The 17120-nt window shown below is 63.4% G+C and carries 15 protein-coding genes and 2 pseudogenes; 13 read left to right on the top strand and 4 right to left on the bottom strand.

The features are described 5' to 3' along the window. Nucleotides 1-142: 142 nt before the first annotated feature. Entirely contained in the window at nt 143-535 is a 393-nt protein-coding gene (locus HB778_RS36215) for a hypothetical protein (protein WP_183465412.1), read from the bottom strand. A 798-nt stretch (nt 536-1333) separates the two neighbouring features. Here HB778_RS36215 and HB778_RS43240 point away from each other — a divergent pair. Next, complete coding sequence (locus HB778_RS43240) at nt 1334-1528, top strand: hypothetical protein (protein ID WP_348524771.1); 195 nt, start codon at nt 1334-1336, stop codon at nt 1526-1528. A 35-nt stretch (nt 1529-1563) separates the two neighbouring features. On the opposite strand, the pseudogene HB778_RS36225 reads toward HB778_RS43240, so the two are convergent. Beyond that, a pseudogene (locus HB778_RS36225) lies at nt 1564-2756 on the bottom strand (DUF1173 domain-containing protein). Nucleotides 2757-2942: 186 nt separating this feature from the next. On the opposite strand from HB778_RS36225, the pseudogene HB778_RS36230 reads away from it, so the two are divergent. From HB778_RS36230 to HB778_RS36265, 8 genes and pseudogenes are all read left to right on the top strand, one after another. Continuing rightward, a pseudogene (locus HB778_RS36230) lies at nt 2943-7518 on the top strand (strawberry notch-like NTP hydrolase domain-containing protein). Between the two features lie 13 nt (nt 7519-7531). Further along, nucleotides 7532-8596: a DUF7146 domain-containing protein gene (locus HB778_RS36235; protein ID WP_183465413.1), complete on the top strand. Its 1065-nt coding sequence runs from the start codon at nt 7532-7534 to the stop codon at nt 8594-8596. Nucleotides 8597-8842: 246 nt separating this feature from the next. Beyond that, nucleotides 8843-9784, top strand: a complete 942-nt coding sequence (locus HB778_RS36240) for a DUF2493 domain-containing protein (protein ID WP_183465414.1) — start codon at nt 8843-8845, stop codon at nt 9782-9784. A 63-nt stretch (nt 9785-9847) separates the two neighbouring features. Next, nucleotides 9848-10108: a type II toxin-antitoxin system prevent-host-death family antitoxin gene (locus HB778_RS36245; protein ID WP_183465415.1), complete on the top strand. Its 261-nt coding sequence runs from the start codon at nt 9848-9850 to the stop codon at nt 10106-10108. Next, complete coding sequence (locus HB778_RS36250; RefSeq protein ID WP_183465416.1) at nt 10098-10517, top strand: hypothetical protein; 420 nt, start codon at nt 10098-10100, stop codon at nt 10515-10517. The genes HB778_RS36245 and HB778_RS36250 overlap by 11 nt, the downstream gene beginning before the upstream one ends. Nucleotides 10518-10810: 293 nt before the next feature. Beyond that, nucleotides 10811-11344, top strand: a complete 534-nt coding sequence (locus HB778_RS36255) for a hypothetical protein (RefSeq protein WP_183465417.1) — start codon at nt 10811-10813, stop codon at nt 11342-11344. Between the two features lie 714 nt (nt 11345-12058). Further along, nucleotides 12059-12382 (top strand): DUF736 domain-containing protein, encoded by a 324-nt coding sequence (locus tag HB778_RS36260; RefSeq protein ID WP_006205585.1) that lies wholly within the window; start codon nt 12059-12061, stop codon nt 12380-12382. A 58-nt stretch (nt 12383-12440) separates the two neighbouring features. Next, on the top strand, nt 12441-12782 hold the full coding sequence (locus HB778_RS36265; protein ID WP_183465418.1) for a hypothetical protein: 342 nt from the start codon (nt 12441-12443) through the stop codon (nt 12780-12782). A 118-nt stretch (nt 12783-12900) separates the two neighbouring features. Here the strand turns inward: HB778_RS36265 and HB778_RS36270 are convergent, their stop codons facing one another. Together HB778_RS36270 and HB778_RS36275 are read right to left on the bottom strand one after the other, a co-directional pair. Next, on the bottom strand, nt 12901-13308 hold the full coding sequence (locus HB778_RS36270) for a hypothetical protein (protein ID WP_183465419.1): 408 nt from the start codon (nt 13306-13308) through the stop codon (nt 12901-12903). Continuing rightward, nucleotides 13305-13985 carry a ParA family protein gene (locus HB778_RS36275; protein ID WP_183454985.1) on the bottom strand — a complete coding sequence of 227 codons (681 nt, stop codon included), beginning with the start codon at nt 13983-13985 and terminating at the stop codon, nt 13305-13307. Before HB778_RS36275 ends, HB778_RS36270 begins: the two co-directional genes overlap by 4 nt. A gap of 495 nt (nt 13986-14480) precedes the next feature. Here HB778_RS36275 and HB778_RS36280 point away from each other — a divergent pair, with 495 nt between their 5' ends. From HB778_RS36280 to HB778_RS36295, 4 genes are all read left to right on the top strand, one after another. Continuing rightward, nucleotides 14481-14888, top strand: a complete 408-nt coding sequence (locus tag HB778_RS36280; protein WP_183454984.1) for a hypothetical protein — start codon at nt 14481-14483, stop codon at nt 14886-14888. Continuing rightward, on the top strand, nt 14885-15859 hold the full coding sequence (locus tag HB778_RS36285; protein ID WP_183465420.1) for a hypothetical protein: 975 nt from the start codon (nt 14885-14887) through the stop codon (nt 15857-15859). Before HB778_RS36280 ends, HB778_RS36285 begins: the two co-directional genes overlap by 4 nt. 231 nt (nt 15860-16090) lie before the next feature. Next, complete coding sequence (locus HB778_RS36290) at nt 16091-16690, top strand: relaxase/mobilization nuclease domain-containing protein (RefSeq protein ID WP_183465421.1); 600 nt, start codon at nt 16091-16093, stop codon at nt 16688-16690. 144 nt (nt 16691-16834) lie between these two features. Beyond that, nucleotides 16835-17119 carry a hypothetical protein gene (locus tag HB778_RS36295; protein ID WP_183465422.1) on the top strand — a complete coding sequence of 95 codons (285 nt, stop codon included), beginning with the start codon at nt 16835-16837 and terminating at the stop codon, nt 17117-17119. The last annotated feature ends 1 nt before the right edge of the window (nt 17120 follow it).

Below are 17120 nucleotides of genomic sequence, written 5' to 3' on the forward strand. Positions count from 1 at the left end.
TCGGCGGCGAAAGTCTCCATCACGGTGACCGACTTTCGCTCAATGGATGCACCCGCGTCCATCCTCAGCTGTTAAGACCTTCGAGACCGCATGGCCAACTGCCCCGAGGATACAAGCATCCGGTCCTCAGCAAAACTTGGGGTCAGTGCCTGCCACGCGGGAGGTATCCGGCATTGCGTAAAGCGCCGATGAACAGGCTGGCCGGGCCGGCGATACTCGTCCTGGCCTGCGCTGCGAGCGGCAGCGTGTTCCAGTCCTCCAACGGAGCGATAAAGCTGGAGAAAGTGCCATTGACCATGCAATGGCTGGTCAACAAGCCCTGCTTATCCAGCACCAGAACCCCTGTCTGATTACTTGGATACCGGATGGCGGCGACGCGCTGAAGTTCCATGTCGCCATCGATGCGCAAATTGAAAAGCACAACGCCCAGGCTTCTGTTGGCGACTTCCGCGACTTCCGTGAAAGGAACAGGAAGCGCCCGAACGCTGTCGACCGCCATCCCGAAAACAAGCGCGTCCAGCTCATCCGCCGCCATGATAAGATTAGTTCCCAAGAAAATGAGGATTGCAATCGCTCCAGCCGGATTGTGCACAGTATCGCACACCGCCGGCTAGACGCCTGAGCATCGCGTGTATGATGCAGCTCTGAAGATCAGCCCATCACCTCTCAGTAGGGATGTTTGCCTCCGTTGATGGAGCCGGCTGCCTAAGGCCCATGACACACCGCTTGCTCGTTGCGGGGTTTCTCCGATAAAGCACGACGAGAGCGATAAGATAGGTCGGATACTCGCTAACACGAACAGCGACTTGACTTGCAAGTCATGCTCACATCAAGGAACAGACTATGAAGCGCCAGATCCGGCCATTCATCGTGGAAATGAAACAGAGGCGCGGTAAGCAGAAGCCAAGCGATTCGATCTGGGGCGATCTCAACCTGTCCAAAATTGCCACGGAGATGACGCAGCCGGGCTATGCTGCCCCGCTCCCAAATTCGGAGGTCATTGACTTCAGTATAAGACCCCTTGATGCTGAAGAAGGGGAAAAACCACAAGCGGAGTATATCATGGCCGATTTTCAGGACGCTCAGACTGTTCAGGCGACAGTAGCTCCAGCCAAAGTGGAAGTGCCTGAATCGAAGAAGAAAGTTCCGCGAGCAAAGAAAGCGAAGGCAGAACTCGTCAAGCCGGTCCGTAAGAACGGAGCGAAACACGTGCCCCCGGCCGCAGAAGCTCCGGTGGCAGTGAAGACGGCCCGCAAGACATATTCCGAGAAGGAACGCTCCCAGAAGCTTGCCCAGATCGAGAAATCGATCGCTGGCGGCGCGACCAGCAAGATTGCGGTCGGCCAGGCCGGCATATCCGAGCAGACCTACTATTATTGGAAGAGGGCTGCCGCACCATTCTTCAGACAGCGGCGATCTCCGCGATCTTGTCGCGCTCGAAGAAGAAAACAAGCGCCTCAAGAACCTGTTTGCCGACCGTCTGCGCAAGGAAAATGCCGAGCTCAAGAAGAAGCTGGGCCTTGCGTAAGACATACTGAGCCTCGTTGGAAATTCCGCCGACGCTCAGTGCGGCAGCGGCGGCATATCGCCTTCGCCGACCCGCCACACCCAGGAGCCGATCTCCGGACGCGCGGCCATCATATCCTGCAACGAAGCCTCGAACGCTTCGTCCGCACCGGCCGGGACGACAAAGAGCGCGATCGGCTCTTGCCTGTTCTGAAGCAAAGCGTTGGCGATCGGTTGGTCGGTTTGCAGGTCGTAGCGCAATCCCTTCACGCTCATCTCGCGAAGGCGGCCGAGCGCGTCAACGAGCCGCTTTTCCGGGACCGTCTCGTAAGGTATCCAGTTCTCGGACACGACCATCAACGCGATCTCGTCGACAATGGCGAGCCCGGCCGGGTTCAGTCCGAAGGTCGCGATCGTCATGAGATGCGAGCTGGAATCCGCTGCCCACAGGGAGAATTCTTTTTCAAAACGCGCCTGCAAGCGGCGATGCAATGCATCGTCGATCATGAAGGAAAGCCGGGCAGGTGCCTGATGACAAGTTTCTGACCGGAACGAGCAGGAACAATCTCTTTCACCTCGCCGACCAGGACGAGCAATTTTCGGGGGCCGGATTTCGGCGGGAGCGCCGTGCCGAGAACCGCGTTGCGACGCTGCTCGATCGCTTCCTTGTTCTCGGCGCGAAATGGCTCGGGCACGAACAGGATATCCGCGAGCGATCCGCCCCTGACCGTCATTTGCCCGGCAGCCTCGAGCAGATGCCAGCGGACATTCCACCAATGTCGCTTGCCAGCCCACCTCGATGTCCAGACCGTCAATTCGGCTTCGTGCCACAGATAATGAATGAGGCCACGCAGCGACATCCTCCTGGGATCGGCGGTTAGACTGGCGGAACTTTGCCCTGGAGGCACGGATGCGGCCCGGCTCCCTGTCTTCGACAGGCTGAAGTCCAACTTAAGGGCCGCCATGCCGCTTTGCGGATCGAGCTGTATCGCGCTGCCCATCAAGGCGCCCAGGCCGGACAGTTCGTAAGGCGATTCATATGAATCGCAGGACGGATCATGCCCGCCGCCGCTCAGCGGCATGCGCTTGATCAGATGAAGGTCGCCGATGCGGGCGATGTACATCGGGCAGCCCGGCTCGCGGCACAGGCATAGCGGACGCTCGCTGCGGGCATAGGCGTTCGCCAGCGCCGCCTGCAGGTCAGGCGCTCCCTCCTCGTAGACCGCACTGCCAATTCTGAACCGTCGCATCACCTCCACAGCTCCAGGTCGCCGCCGCATCCCTGTGCGCGCATTCAAGTCATGGGTTTGCACAGAGCGCAACCCCTTTGGTGCATCGGCGCCAGAGGCAGAGGGGAGCCGGGAGGAGTGTGGCCCGGCTGGCGCGGAGAGAGTGCCGGCGCGGGCATCATTCCCCCTCTCGCGAAGGACATCTCCATGAACATCGTTTCGACCACATCGATCGTCGCCCGGACGGCCGCTTCCCGCGCCGCGCCGGCACAAGACGCCGTCGACACCGCCCAGGCGATCCATCAGGCGGGAATGCGGCTTCTGCCTTTCCTCGATCAGGGCAAGCCTGTCACCACCGCCGCACTGCGCACCGCCATGACGACCAGTTTTGGCGGCAACGATGCGCAAGGGTTCTGGGTCTGGAAGGACGCCTATGAGGCGCTCGAAGTCGCCCAGGTGGTGTTTCTGCGCCGGTTCGGCCCGGCGATCCTGTCCCGGTCGAGCACGCCCCAGGCAATGCTGGCGATGATGAAGCGGATCGCCGACCTTCTTCCCACCCACACGCGGCGCTCCGACGAGAGCCAGGCCATGCAGCAGCTCTCCACGCCCTTGCCGCTGGCATTCGTCACGGCGCACGCCGCGGCGATCGCATCTTGCGACCTCGTTCTCGAACCCTCCGCCGGCACCGGTCTGCTCGCCGTCCATGCCGAGATGACGCGCGCTTCGATCGCCCTCAACGAGCTAGCCGCGACGCGGGCCGATCTGCTCGGCCTGCTGTTTCCACGGTTGCCCGTCTCGCGGCACGACGCCGCCCATATTGACGATCATCTCGACGCAGCTATGAAGCCGTCTGTCGTTCTGATGAATCCACCCTTCAGCGTCGGCGCCTATGTCGACGGCCATGTCACTGACGCGGCATGGCGGCATCTCTCTTCCGCATTCGCACGCCTGCGCGCCGGCGGGCGCCTGGTCGCCATCACCGGCACCGGGCTGTCTCCCGAAAACCTCAAATGGCGGCCCGCCTTCGAACGGCTGCAGCAGCAGGGCACCGTCATCTTCACCGCAGCGATCGACGGCCGTGTCTACGCCCGCCATGGGACGATGGCCGAGACCCGCTTGACCATCATCGACAAAGTTCCTGCTACCGACCCAACCAGCTTCTCCGGCTCGCCGGGCAAGGCCATGGATGTCGAAACGCTGCTCTCCTGGATCACGGATCTGCCGCCCCGGACGCCGGGCGGCCTTCCGGACTCGATCGGTGCATTGTCTAGCGGCATCCTGCGCAGTGCCGCCATGCGTATGGGCGCCCGATCAGGAGCAAGAACCGCACCCCTCGCTGTCTCAAGGGCTGCTGCAAAGCCCATCCAATCGGTCCGCCCGATTGCGCAGGCGAAACCCGCCCGCCAGGTCAAGGCAAACAACACGCCGCCGGTCCCCCTTGCCTATGAGCTGCGCGACTGGATGCCGGAAGAGGGCGGCCGGCTCACCGACACGATCTACGAACCCTATGCGCTCCAGTCGATCGACATTCCCCGCGCAAAACCGCATCCGACGCCGCTGGTACAATCGGCCGCAATGGCCGCCGTCGCGCCACCAAAACCTTCCTATCGGCCGCTTCTTCCTGATGCGATCATCGACGAGGGCCTGCTGTCGGATGCCCAGCTCGAAAGCGTCATCTATTCGGGCGAAGCCCATTCCGGTTATCTCACCGGCGCCTGGACGGTTGACGAGACCTGCGATGTCGTCTCGGCCTCGCCAGAAGGTGCCGAGAACGCGGTCCGCTTCCGTCGTGGTTGGTTTTTGGGCGACGGAACCGGCTGCGGCAAGGGACGACAGGTCGCCGGCATCATCCTCGACAACTGGCTGCAGGGCCGCCGCCGTGCGATCTGGATTTCCAAGTCGGACAAGCTTCTGGAAGATGCCCAGCGCGATTGGGCGGCACTTGGCCAGGAAAAACTTCTCGTTCAGCCTCTGTCGCGCTATCGGCAGGGCACGCCGATCCGCCTTGCCCAGGGCATCCTGTTCACAACCTACGCGACGCTGCGCTCGCGGGAACGGGAAGGCAAGAGATCCCGGATCGCCCAGATCCTCGACTGGGTCGGACAAGAGGCGAGGAGGGACGAAGGCCCGACGGGGAACAGAGAAAAGTCGGCGGGAAGGTCCGAAGGCCCGACTGGAGAGAACCTCGCGGGAAGGGCCGAAGGCCCTTCAGGGACCAATAGCTCTTTCGATGGTGTTATCGTCTTCGACGAGGCCCACGCCATGGCCAATGCCGCTGGCGGCAAAAGCGAGCGTGGCGACGTCGCCCCGTCGCAGCAGGGCAAGGCAGGCCTGCGGCTGCAGCACGCCCTTCCCGACGCGCGCGTCGTCTACGTCTCCGCGACCGGTGCGACCGCGGTCGAGAACCTGGCCTATGCGCAGCGTCTCGGCATCTGGGGCAGCGAGGATTTTCCATTCGCCAACCGGGCCGAGTTCGTCGCGGCAATCGAGGGGGGTGGTGTCGCGGCGATGGAAGTGCTCGCCCGCGATCTCAAATCGCTTGGCCTCTATGCGGCGCGCTCGCTCTCTTATGATGGCGTCGAATACGACTTGCTCGAGCACGCGCTGACCGAGGAGCAGATCCGCATCTACAACGCCTATGCGGACGCCTTCCAGGTCATCCACAACAACCTGACCGCCGCACTTGAGGCCACCAACATCACCAGCGAGGCCGCCACGCTGAACCGCAACGCCAAGTCGGCGGCAAGGTCGGCCTTCGAGAGCACCAAGCAGCGCTTCTTCAGCCATCTCATCACCTCGATGATGACGCCGACCCTGATCGGCGCGATCGAGCAGGACCTCGCCGACGGTCATTCGGCAGTCGTGCAGATCGTCTCGACTGGCGAGGCGCTGATGGAGCGCCGGCTTGCCGAGATCCCCACCGAGGAGTGGTCCGATCTCCATGTCGATGTGACGCCGCGCGAGTACGTCGGCGGGTATCTAATGCACTCCTTCCCCACGCAGTTGTTCGAGGAATATTCGGACCCCGAAGGCAACCTCTATTCGCGGCCCGTGCACGACGCGGATGGCAATCCCGTCCAGTGCCGGGAGGCGGTGCGCCGGCGCGATGAGATGATCGAAAAACTTGCATCGCTGCCGCCGGTCGGCAGCGCGCTGGATCAGATCATCCATCACTTTGGCACCGACACGGTTGCCGAGGTGACCGGCCGCTCGCGGCGCATCGTGAAGAAGACCGGCCGCGACGGTATCGACCGGCTGGCCGTGGAAAACCGCCCTGTCTCGGCCAATCTCGCCGAGACCCAGAGTTTTATGGATGACGACAAGCGCGTACTGATCTTTTCGGACGCCGGCGGTACCGGCCGCTCGTATCACGCCGATCTCGGGGTCAGGAACCAGAGGCTGCGCAAGCACTATCTGCTGGAAGCCGGCTGGCGCGCCGACAACGCCATCCAGGGTCTCGGACGAACCCACCGCACTAATCAGAAGCAACCGCCGTTGTTCCGGCCCATGGCCGCCAATGTGAAAGCGGGCAAGCGCTTCCTGTCGACGATCGCACGACGGCTCGACACGCTGGGCGCCATCACGCGCGGCCACCGCCAGACCGGCGGGGCAGGGCTGTTCCGTGCCGAGGACAATCTCGAAAGCCCCTACGCGCGGGCCGCACTTCGCCAATTCTACATGCTGCTGCATCAGGGGCAGGATCGAAGGCTGCTCGCTCACGACCTTCGAGGCCGTGACCGGGCTGTCTTTGACGACCGACGAGGGTGGGTTGCGCGACGAGCTGCCGCCGATCACGACCTGGCTCAACCGCCTGCTGGCGCTGCGCATCGAGACCCAGAACCTGCTGTTCGAAGTGTTCGGGCAACTGATGACGGCGAAGGTCGAGGGCGCCATCGCCGCAGGCAGTTACGACCGCGGCCTGGAGACCATTACGGCCGAAAGCATCGTCGTCACCGATCGCCGCACCGTCTACGCGCACCCGGTCTCCGGTGCGCAGTCGCATGTGCTGACCGTCGCGCGCAAGGACCGTATCCAGCCGCTCGGTCTGGTCGATGCGCTGGCGATCGCCCGCGCGGAGCCGCAATCTGTTCTGTTGGTGAACACGCGGTCGAACCGCGCGGCGATACAGCTGCCGACGGCGAGCCTGATGCTCGACGACGGCACGATAGAGCACCGCGTACGCCTGCTGCGGCCGACGGACGAGCTGCGCTTCGGTCTCGACGCCCTTGCCGAAACCCACTGGCAGCCGGCCGACCGAAAACTGTTCTGCGACCTGTGGCTTGCAGAAGTCGCCGCCGTCCCGGAGTTCACCACCAGCACCTTTCACATCGTGACGGGTCTGCTGCTGCCGATCTGGCGTCGGCTGCCGGACCATGATTGTCAGGTCTACCGGATCCAGACCGATGCCGGCGAACGCATCATCGGGCGTCACATTGCGCCTACCCTTGTCACGACCATGTTCCGCAATCTAGGGCTCGACGATGTGCCCACGCTCGCGCCGGAAGATGCCTGGACTGGGCTCGTGGAAGGCAGGATCGGACTGCAACTCGCCGATGGCCTGATCCTGCGCCGCAGTCGGGTCATGAACGACTACCGTGTCGAGCTGATCGGCTTCACCGACGCGATGGTCCCCCGGCTGAAGGCGCTGGGGCTGATCTCCGAGATCATCTCCTGGAAGTTGCGGCTGTTCATCCCCACGTCCGCGCGCGGGTCCGCAATCCTCGCCGCGCTTCTCGACCGCCATACGCTGGTCGGCGTCACCGACCGTGCCTCGGTGGCTTGAGAGGGAGGCGATCATGTCCGGCTCGGCCTCCAAGCTGGCACGCCGCCTTGGCGATCATGCCGAAGCGGTGTGCCGCGAATATCTCTCCAACGGCCATCGCTCGGGCAATTACTGGATGGTCGGCGATGTCCGCAACACGCGCGGCCGTTCCATGCATGTGCGGCTCAAGGCGGTCGGCGACAAGGCAGCCGGAAAGTGGGTCGACGAGTCGTCGGGGGAATATGGCGACCTGCTTGACGTCATCGAGCAGAGCTGTGGTCTGGTCGACTTCCGCGAGGTCGCGGATGAAGCACGTCGCTTCCTCTCCATGCCGCCGCCACCGCCCCCGCCCCAGCCCTTTGGCACGCAGCGCCAACCTGCCGCGGCACGCGGCTCGCCTGAGGCGGCGCGTCGCCTGTTCGCCATGACGCAGCCGATCGCCGGCACGCTGGCCGAACGATACCTTGCCGGTCGCGGCATTCTGCTCTCCGCGCATGAGCGAGCCCTGCGCTTTCATCCCGGCTGCTACTACCGGGATCTCGTGACGGGCGAAACGCAGACTCATCCTGCGCTGATTGCCGCTGTCACCAACCTCAACGGGCAGATCACCGGCCTGCAGCGCACTTACCTCTCCCCTGGGCTCGACCCGAGTGGCAAGATCGGCAAGGCGCAGCTCGCCGATCCACGCCGCTCGCTTGGTCACCTGCTGGGCAACGGCGTCTGGCTCGGCCTTGAACACGGTGCGCCAGTCCCGGTCATGGCCGCCGGCGAGGGCTTCGAGACGATGGCATCGCTTAAGGTAGTGATGCCGGCGCTGCCGGTGGCAGCCGCCACCTCGGCCAATCACCTCGCCGGCCTGATCTTGCCGCCCGGCTGCTGTCGCCTCTACATCGCGGCCGATGCCGACGCCGCCGGCCGGCACGGCATCGAACGTCTCAGCCAGCGCGCAGCCGAGGCCGGGATTCTCGCCTTGGTATTGCGGCCGCAGCTCGGCGACTTCAACGACGATCTGCGTCATCTCGGCCAGACCCATCTTACGGCATCGCTCAGCGGTCAGCTCGTCCCGGAGGATGCCCGTCGCTTCCTGCCGCCCGGATGAACGGGTCGGGCCGGCACGCGAGCCCGGCGCGACGTCGCGGATAGCCTGCAGACATGGCGGCGGTCCACCGGAGAGGCCGCGCCCGCGCCTGCCTGAGAGGCGACCCCTGCCACCCCCCGGTCACAGCCGCAACGGCTGCGCCGTCCTCCGCTCGCGCTCCGGCCTTCGGTGCGGCCGCGCCCGGGGCGCGGCCGGGATGCGCTGTCAGGCCGCGAAGGGCGCGGCCATAACCGACGGAGACACGCCATGACCTACGAGCTTCCTCTCGACGACGCCCACGAGCCCTACCACGCCTCCTCGCCGACCGACCGCGTCATCCTCGAACTGCAGATGTACGGCCATCGCCCGCATCAGGACGAACCTGATCCTCGGCCACTTCCCGACGACGAGGTGATCCGGGCCGGCCTCGCCGGGATCGTCGAAACCTTCGCCGGCATGCTCGGCGACACCAGGCTCGAACCCGACCTCGACGACCTGCTCTGGTCCTTCGCAAACGTCTTCCACCGTGCCGCCGAGCGCGTCGCCCGCAGTCTCGACCGCAACGAGGAAGCGCAGCGCTCGAGTCAGCAGGAGCAGGACGGCTCAGAGGTGAAGTCCGTCGAGCTGGAGCGGCTGACCGCCGAAGGCATCAGCTATATCGAGCGCCGCAACGTGCTCGAAATCATGCGCGATGAGGCCGCCGACCTCTACGAGGCACAAACCGGATCGGCATGGCGGCCGCGCACCGGCTCCAAGGTCTCCCACCAGGCGATGACCGCGTCGGTGATCGACTCCAGAGACTTCCTCGCCGCCCGCCGTCACGCCGAAACCGAGGTGCTCGTCCCAGCCGGGACCAAGATCGCCTTCGCCGGCGGCCTCGACTGCAACGATCACGACCGCATCTGGGACGCGCTCGACAAGGCCCGCGAAAAACATCCCGACATGGTCCTGCTCCACGGCGGCAGCCCGCGCGGCGCCGAACGCATCGCGGCCTGCTGGGCCGAGAACCGCAAGGTCACCCAGATCGCCTTCAAGCCGGACTGGACCCGACACGCCAAGGCGGCCCCGTTCCGCCGCAACGACCAGCTTCTCTCCGTGGTGCCCTACGGCCTGATCGTCTTTCCCGGCTCCGGCATCACCGACAACCTTGCCGACAAGGCGCGTCGGCTGGGCATTCCCGTCTGGCGGTTCGCGGAGGGCGGCGCGTGAGCGCCGTTTTCTTGCAAATCCAGAAAATCCAGATAATATGGAGACTGATCAAGGAGGCCAGCCATGCGCCAGTTCACGACGGGGGATCTCAACAAGCAGGTTGGCGACGTCACCGACGTTGCCAGCCGCGAACCCGTTATTCTTACCAAGCACCGGAAACCCCGGTTCGTGCTGATGAGCTACGAGCACTACGAACGGATGCGCACCGGCGGCGATCCCCGCCGCGCATACCATGTCTCCGAGATGCCGGACGAACACACGGAACTTTTCGCCGCCGAGATCGACCGATTGGCGCGCGGGGAAGGATACGATGATGAGCGGTAGATTTCTGCCTGGTCAGGTGATCTCCTATCCTTATCTTTGGGCATGGCAACACGAGCGCGGCGAAACGGAAGGCCGCAAGAGCCGACCGACCTGCGTGGTCATCGCTGTCCGCGGCGCAAGAGATGGCCTGACCCATCTCGCGCTCCTGGCGATAACCACCCAGCCACCGACCAGCGATCGGGTCGGTTTGGAAGTCTCCGCTATCGAGTGCCGCCGCGCCGGTCTGACCGATCTCAAACGCTGCTGGATCGTGATTGACGAATACAACTACGATATTGCCGAACGCTCCTGGTACATCGAATCCGACGGTAAGTCCCTCGGTCGGTTCAGCAAGGCATTCATGATGAAGATCGCAGGCGCCTTTATCGAAGCGCGCAGCGAGGGCCGCCGCGTCAGCCGTCTGGATTGACGTTCTCTTTTCGCGGCCATGCGCTCGATCCAGGACGTGAGCCTCTGGCTGGCCGACAAAGACCACTAGCTCCAAGCGCGAAGCGCCACTAGCCAGATGCGCGTAGCGCCTCCGGCAGCGGCAGGGTTCGGGCGCGCCGGCCTGCGGCCGGCCGGGCTCTCGTCGCGGCGTCCCGCCGCTTCCCGAGCCGGCTTCGCCGTCTCGGCCTTCGGGTGACGATCCCTCGCGCAGGGTCAGGGGGAGAGGGCGGCCGGAGCGGGGCGGGGGGCGCTGGAGAGGAAGGGAAAGTCACCATGTCGATGATATTCATAGGTGGATCGCGCGAGATATTCGAGCTGCCGGAACCTGCGATCGCTCGCATCGGCGCAATCGTCGCTGCCGAGCACGGCGTGCTGGTTGGCGACGCGTCGGGAGCCGATGCAGAGGTGCAGGGCCTGCTCGCGGGCTACAAGTACGAGCATGTCGGGGTCTTCCATGCCGGCAAGGAACCCCACAACAATCTGGGCGACTGGGCCGCCTACCATGTCCCGTCACCTGGAGGCACTCATGGATCTTGGTACGACGCCGCCAAGGACCGGGAGATGGCGCGGCGCGCCGACTTTGGCATGATGGTCTGGGACGGCGCATCACCCGGTACGGCCGTCAACGTGCTTCGGCTCGCCATCGCGAACAAGCCGTGCGTCATTTACGATCTGGCCAGGGGCCGGATGGCGACGACGTACAATGTGGAGGACTGGTGCGCCATGCTCCGCCATGCCGGTTTGGACATTCGCCGCCAAGCCGAAGCCCGCATGATGCCGGAGGAGCGTCTAACGTTGCCAGGATGATGTACGCGCGGTCCTGCCGACAGCCCGGCGGGTTCAATCCGATATGTTGATCCGTCTCCTCGCCGCCTACTCCACCTTTATGAGCGGCCGGAGCCGGCCCCGTCGAAACCGGCCCACGCGCAAGCCGCAGGGCGTTGCGCAGGATGATCATCTTGACGCTTCTCGCCTCTGAAGCGGGTGCAAGCGTGCCGAACAACATCCTGGCTTGCCTGGTCGTCCAAGCTGACTGCGAGGCATCCTACCCGAGGGGCGTGAAGTTCGCTGCCAGCCGGCTCCGATCTCAAAACCGCTGTGCCGCCATACCGAACACGCAAGGCGGTCACGCGCCGGGCTGCTGTTCGATGTATTGGCGATGCCGACGACATGACCCGAGAGGCTGCAGCATGTTCCTGCGATCCGGCAGCGTTGCGTCGGCGGTCTAGCGATGGCGGCCTGAGTTCTTTTCCTTCGGTCGCATCCGGGGCCATTCCCGTTTCATGTCGCCTTTGTAGACGACCGCCTGCTTTGTGCGGTCAACCCCCGTTGGGGGGTACACTCGGCGAATATTCAGGAAAATTCGATTTCTGTTTTTTATCTGCGGGCAGGCGAAGGGCCTGCCCGCTATTTTTTGGCAAATAGAATTTTCCAGAATTTTCGCCGAGATGACCGCAGCAGGACGGCCCTCTCCTTTGGCGCCATCGGGAATGGTCCCGATGCAACCGAAGGAGAACTACCATGGCCACCACGATCGCAAACCTCACCACCAAGGCCGACGGCTCGATGGAAGGCGTCTTTGCCACGCTCCGGGTCAACGCCCCGATCACCCTCATCCCGAACACCAACAAGTCGCGCGAGGACGCGCCCGACTACCGGATCGTCAACAAGCGCACGGGCTTCGAGATCGGAGCCGGCTGGCACCGCATCTCCCAGCGTTCGGGCGAGGAATACCTCTCGGTCAAGCTGGAAGCCCCCGAGATCGGCGTCATCTTCGGCAATCTCGCTCCCGCCCCGGGTGGCGAGGAAAACAAGAAGGTCATCCTCTGGAACAACCCCCAGTGAGGCATCGGTGGCCGGCCCCTCGAGGGGCCGGCTTCCCCACCGGCAAAAGGAGGTTGCAATGAGCCGCTACACCATCACTGTCACGGGCACCGTCACCGGAAAAGTCCGCTCGGATCCAGACGCTGTCATCGGCTACGATCCACCACTTCGGACCTACTTCCTGCAAGCGTTCCCGCACGAAGAAACCGACGAGCCCGCGCTCTGGCTTGGCACCGCCGATCGCGCGTTCGAAACGCTTGGATATCTTCGCCACGCCGCGACTGCGCAGGGCTACAACTTCATGCCGCTGCCGCCCGAAATGGCTGCAAAGCTGGTCGAGGACAAAGCGGCAGCCGGCGATCGTTCGGAACGGGACGGGATCCTCGGTGAACTGCTGAAACACCTCAACCAACCCGAGTAGGCAAACACAAAAAAAGGGCCCGCGACGGAACACTCCGTCGCGGGCCCTTTTTTTGCGCGTCGCAAAGAGCCACGAACGTCACCCGTCACAGCATGCGACAGCGACTCCATACCGCCGATTATTCCTTCGGCAGTTTGTGCTTATGAATGCGGATATAATCCTGCACGGCCTTTCGCAGCAGCTCGGTCATGCTGTGCCCGTTGCTGATCGCCAGCAACTTGAACTGGCGCTGCTCAACGGCCATCAGATAGTAGCCGCAGCGAACCATCTCCTCCTCGCGAATCTTCTTGCCGGCGATGGGATCCTTTTTCTGACCCTGCCGCAGCAGCTTGCGAAAATCGGGCCCGACTGGAGGGGACGGCTTTGTCGGTTCCTGCGTCTGTGGCGTAGCTTGCTGCTTGATCCCTGACGGCTCGGCCTTCGGTGGGATGAACATGCTGGGCAGCGCTGGCGGCAGCGTGGAGATCGCCTTCATCATGCGGGCTTTCTTGTCGTCACCGGGTTTCGGTGCGGTTTCTTCACTCATGCCGCGTTCCTTGTGGCTTCGATGAAGGTTTGCAGAAGGTCGTCGAAGACCCCTTCGCTCTCGGCAACCGCCTTCGCATCGGGCACCGCGAAGCTGTAAAGGGTCTGTCCGGTCTGTAGATCGCGGTAGGCAACACGATTGTGCAGGACGTGTTCTGCAATCGGCGTGCCGTTGGCCTGGATGATGGCCCGCAGTTCGGTCAAGGCTCGGGCCCGACCATCGATGATGGTCTGCTTGGTCAGCACGAATATCGCAGGCAGCGGTCTACCCCGGCTCTCGACCGCCAGCGGAATGTAGTGGTCGGTGATCTGGATGGCGGCGGTCACGTCGTCGAGGGCAAAATAGACCGGCACGACGACAATATCGGCCGCGAAGAGCCCGGCCATGAGGTTGTCATTTGTAGTGCCTTCCGTATCGATCAAGACGACGGAGCGTTCACCGTTGTGAGTGGCTGCCGCGCGAAGGATTTCCTGCGGGGTCATCGCGCTCACCAGTTGCAGGCTGTCAGGACGATTGCCAGCGTCACCCAGCATCTGGAACCAGCGGTTCATGTTCTGCCGCCGATCGCCGTCTATAAGAGTGACTGAATAACCCCTATGCAGCGCGACGGATGCGAGGGTGCGCAGCATCGTCGATTTGCCAGTGCCGCCCTTTGGGATCGCAGCGGAGATGATCATGGGGCCTCCTTCCGGCGTTGTCTCCTTGTTTCCATGTTAACATGGAAACAAGTCATCATGGACACATGAAACGAAATCACGGTCGAAACATGGTGACATTGTCGACGGGGAAGAATGGTTTGGCAACCCAGGCGCGCATCGATAAGGGCTCGCTAAAGGGGCAGTTTTTGCGCAGCTGCTGTCTTCAGCAAAAAACAGGTCCGGTGGCCCATCGACTGCGCATTTTCCGACAACGGTTTTCCGGCTGCGCATCAGAGGGCTGATGTTTCCATGTTAACATGGAAACAAGTCGTCATCGTATCATAGACACATCGCATCAAATCACGATGGGAACATTCCGCCCGCGCCGCTGCCGCTGATAACTGGGCTGGTGAGAAGACGCGCCCCCTTATTCTCATTCTTGCTTCTTATTGGCAGGATAGCCTATTTTGTGATACACACAAAATAGGCGGCGCGGCCCTGGCGGGCCTTAGCGCCCGCAAGCGGGCTTGAGAGATGAATGCAGACGCCCAGAAAGCAGCGGTGAAGAGCGCGTCACGACGCTACGGCGAGGTGACGCACATCCGGTTTTCGGCTAACGAGTTGGCCAGCCTCAAAGCCATCGCGGAGCGGGACGGCGTCACCGTCAGTGAGGTCGTCCGGCGTCTGGTGCGGGCTGAGGCCGGGCATCTGCCTATCGCGTCAGAGGCGTTGCGGCCGGCGATCGTGGACATGACCGATCAGCTGCGGCGCGTCGGCGTCAATTTCAATCAGGCCGTGTGCGCCATGAACGACGGCCGGGTTGCCCAGGATGAGGATCTTGAGCAGGCGCTGATCGCCGTGGGCGACCTCGTGCGGCAGTTCCGCGAGGAACTGAAGGCGATGACTGGCGGGTCCCGCAAGGCGAGGGAGGCCAGGCCATGAGCGGTCGTCTTGCTGGCTATGCGGTCGAAATCGAACGCTATCTGCGGGGCGAGTCCGGCGTGAAGCGTGAGGAGTTGGACGATGACAAGTCTCTGACGGGCGCCCGACGCGAGGCCAGCGAATTCCAGGTGATGAAGAGTTATGAGCGGACCGGCGGCGGCGGGCACCTTAGGCCAGGACCAGCCGGCTCGACGCTGGGTGGCGGCAGGAACGCCCTTCGTTCGTCGCCGGGAGGGAGAGGAATGGCGGGGAGCTCCGTCTCCAGCGGTGCTCCGAAGTCCACTGCTGCCGCGAGTTCGCCCGAGGCCGCTAGCGCGCCGATCATGGTCTATGGCGCCACGCTTGCCGGTTTTCGGCCGGAAGAAGAGGAGGAGAACTGGAAGCGGCGCGGCGGCGGCGGCCGTGGCGCTGGTCGCCCGAGCGGTACAGGACGGGCGGCGCGGGTCGCCTATCAGGCGCGGGCCGTAGCGGCACGGGCAGGCTATGCGGCGGGTGCGCAGCCTGCTGTGTTCAAGGTCATGCCCAATCCGCCCTCGACCAAGGAAGCCGCCGCACGGCTGCTCAATTACATCGGGAAGCGCGAGGACGAAAAAGGCGAGAAACACGACATCGAGATTTTCGACGAGGACGGGCAGGTCCTTGCGGCAGGCCGCGCACGAAAGGCGTTCCTGGAAACCTTTTGCGAGACGTTCGAACCGCCCCTGGAAAACACCAATTTTATCGAGGTTCGTTTCGAGCTCGCCGGCGAGGTTACCGATGCCGCCTTGGGCGAAGCCTTGAACAAAGCCTTCGGTGCAAAACCGTTCATCTATGCACAGGATGGTCAGGCGGTGGAGGTATACGCGCACACCGATGAGCGGGCCGGACCGCTTGCGAGAGTTCTGGCCGGGGGTCGGGAGAATTCGCGCAGCAAGGCGCTAGACAAGATCGAGGCGCGTTTGTCTGAGGCTATGGGTGCCGCGGGGTGGTAGCCAAGGCAGAGGTAACGGCGGCCGTGAGCCGCGAACCCAAAGCGAAATATTTCCTGCAGAAGTTCATCCGCACCCACAGCCAGGTTCGCCACGCAAATGGCGAGCCTGTACCCGGGGTGAAGAATTCGACCAAGGCGGCGGCTTCGGTCTACGAACAATGGCGCCCGCAATTTTCGGGACGTGAGCGCCGCAATGCCTATCACCTGCTTTTCTCGGCAAGGGCCGGCACCGATGCCAACGCCGTCATGGCCGCGGCGCGCCGTGCTCGAGGAGCGTGCGCCAGGATACACGTTCGTCCTGGCGCATCACAAGGACACCAGGCACGTCCATGTCCACGCGATGGTGCAGGCACGGTCAGCCGACGGCGAACGCCTGAAATTCTACAAGCCGGATCTCGCAGCCTGGCGCGAGACTTTTGCGGAAAAAGCACGCGAGAACGGCATTGCGATGGTCGCGACGCGGCGCATGGATCATGCGATGACACGGCCATTCACGAAGGAGCATGCCGGAGCCTACAGCCGCGCCCAGAGCGATCCGCGCTACCAAGTCAGCGCCAGGACGATCGAGCGAGTGGAGGCCAAGCGGCAACGCCGGTTGGATGGGCAATCCCTGGTCGTTAACGGCGATGCAATCGCTGCCGCATGGCAAAAGACTGTGACGACGATGCGGACCGCAGGCGTGGTCGGTCAGGCTCTCACGGCAGCCGAGTCGATCGGCAACGATTTTCTGCAGTTCCGTCGCGATCGGACAGGGAGGGGCAGCCAGGTCCTGCCGCGGGGCGCGGAGCTGATCAATCGGGGCAGAAGTCTTTCCTGTCCCATCCCGGTATGAGAGAATTGAATGCACTGATAGGAGATTTGAACATGGCGCAAACCCCCTTGGAAATGCGGCGTCAGATGGCCCGCGTCAATCAGGCTCTCGACAACATGCGCGAGACGCTGCCGCCGACGCATCAAGGACAGTTCGAACAGTATCGTGAAGAGGTCAACGAAAAGATGCACGACCGTCTCGCGCGGCTGCAATTCGAGCGGCAGCAACAGCGTCGTGGTGGTGGCGGTGAGGAACCGATCCCCGAGCGCGAGGCGCGAGGGCGAGACCTTCCAACTCGGGACGATCCCCCCCCACCCGGAGCAGCCGCGCACCGGCACCGAGCAGGAGATGAGAGCCAAGCAGAAGGATGCCAAAAAGCAGAAGGCTCATCAGGCGGAAGAGCAGGACCGCAAGACGCAGCGCTCGAACGATAACGATTACGAGCGCTGAG

This window comes from Mesorhizobium huakuii, from assembly GCF_014189455.1.
In the GTDB taxonomy this organism is placed as follows: Bacteria; Pseudomonadota; Alphaproteobacteria; order Rhizobiales; family Rhizobiaceae; genus Mesorhizobium; species Mesorhizobium huakuii_A.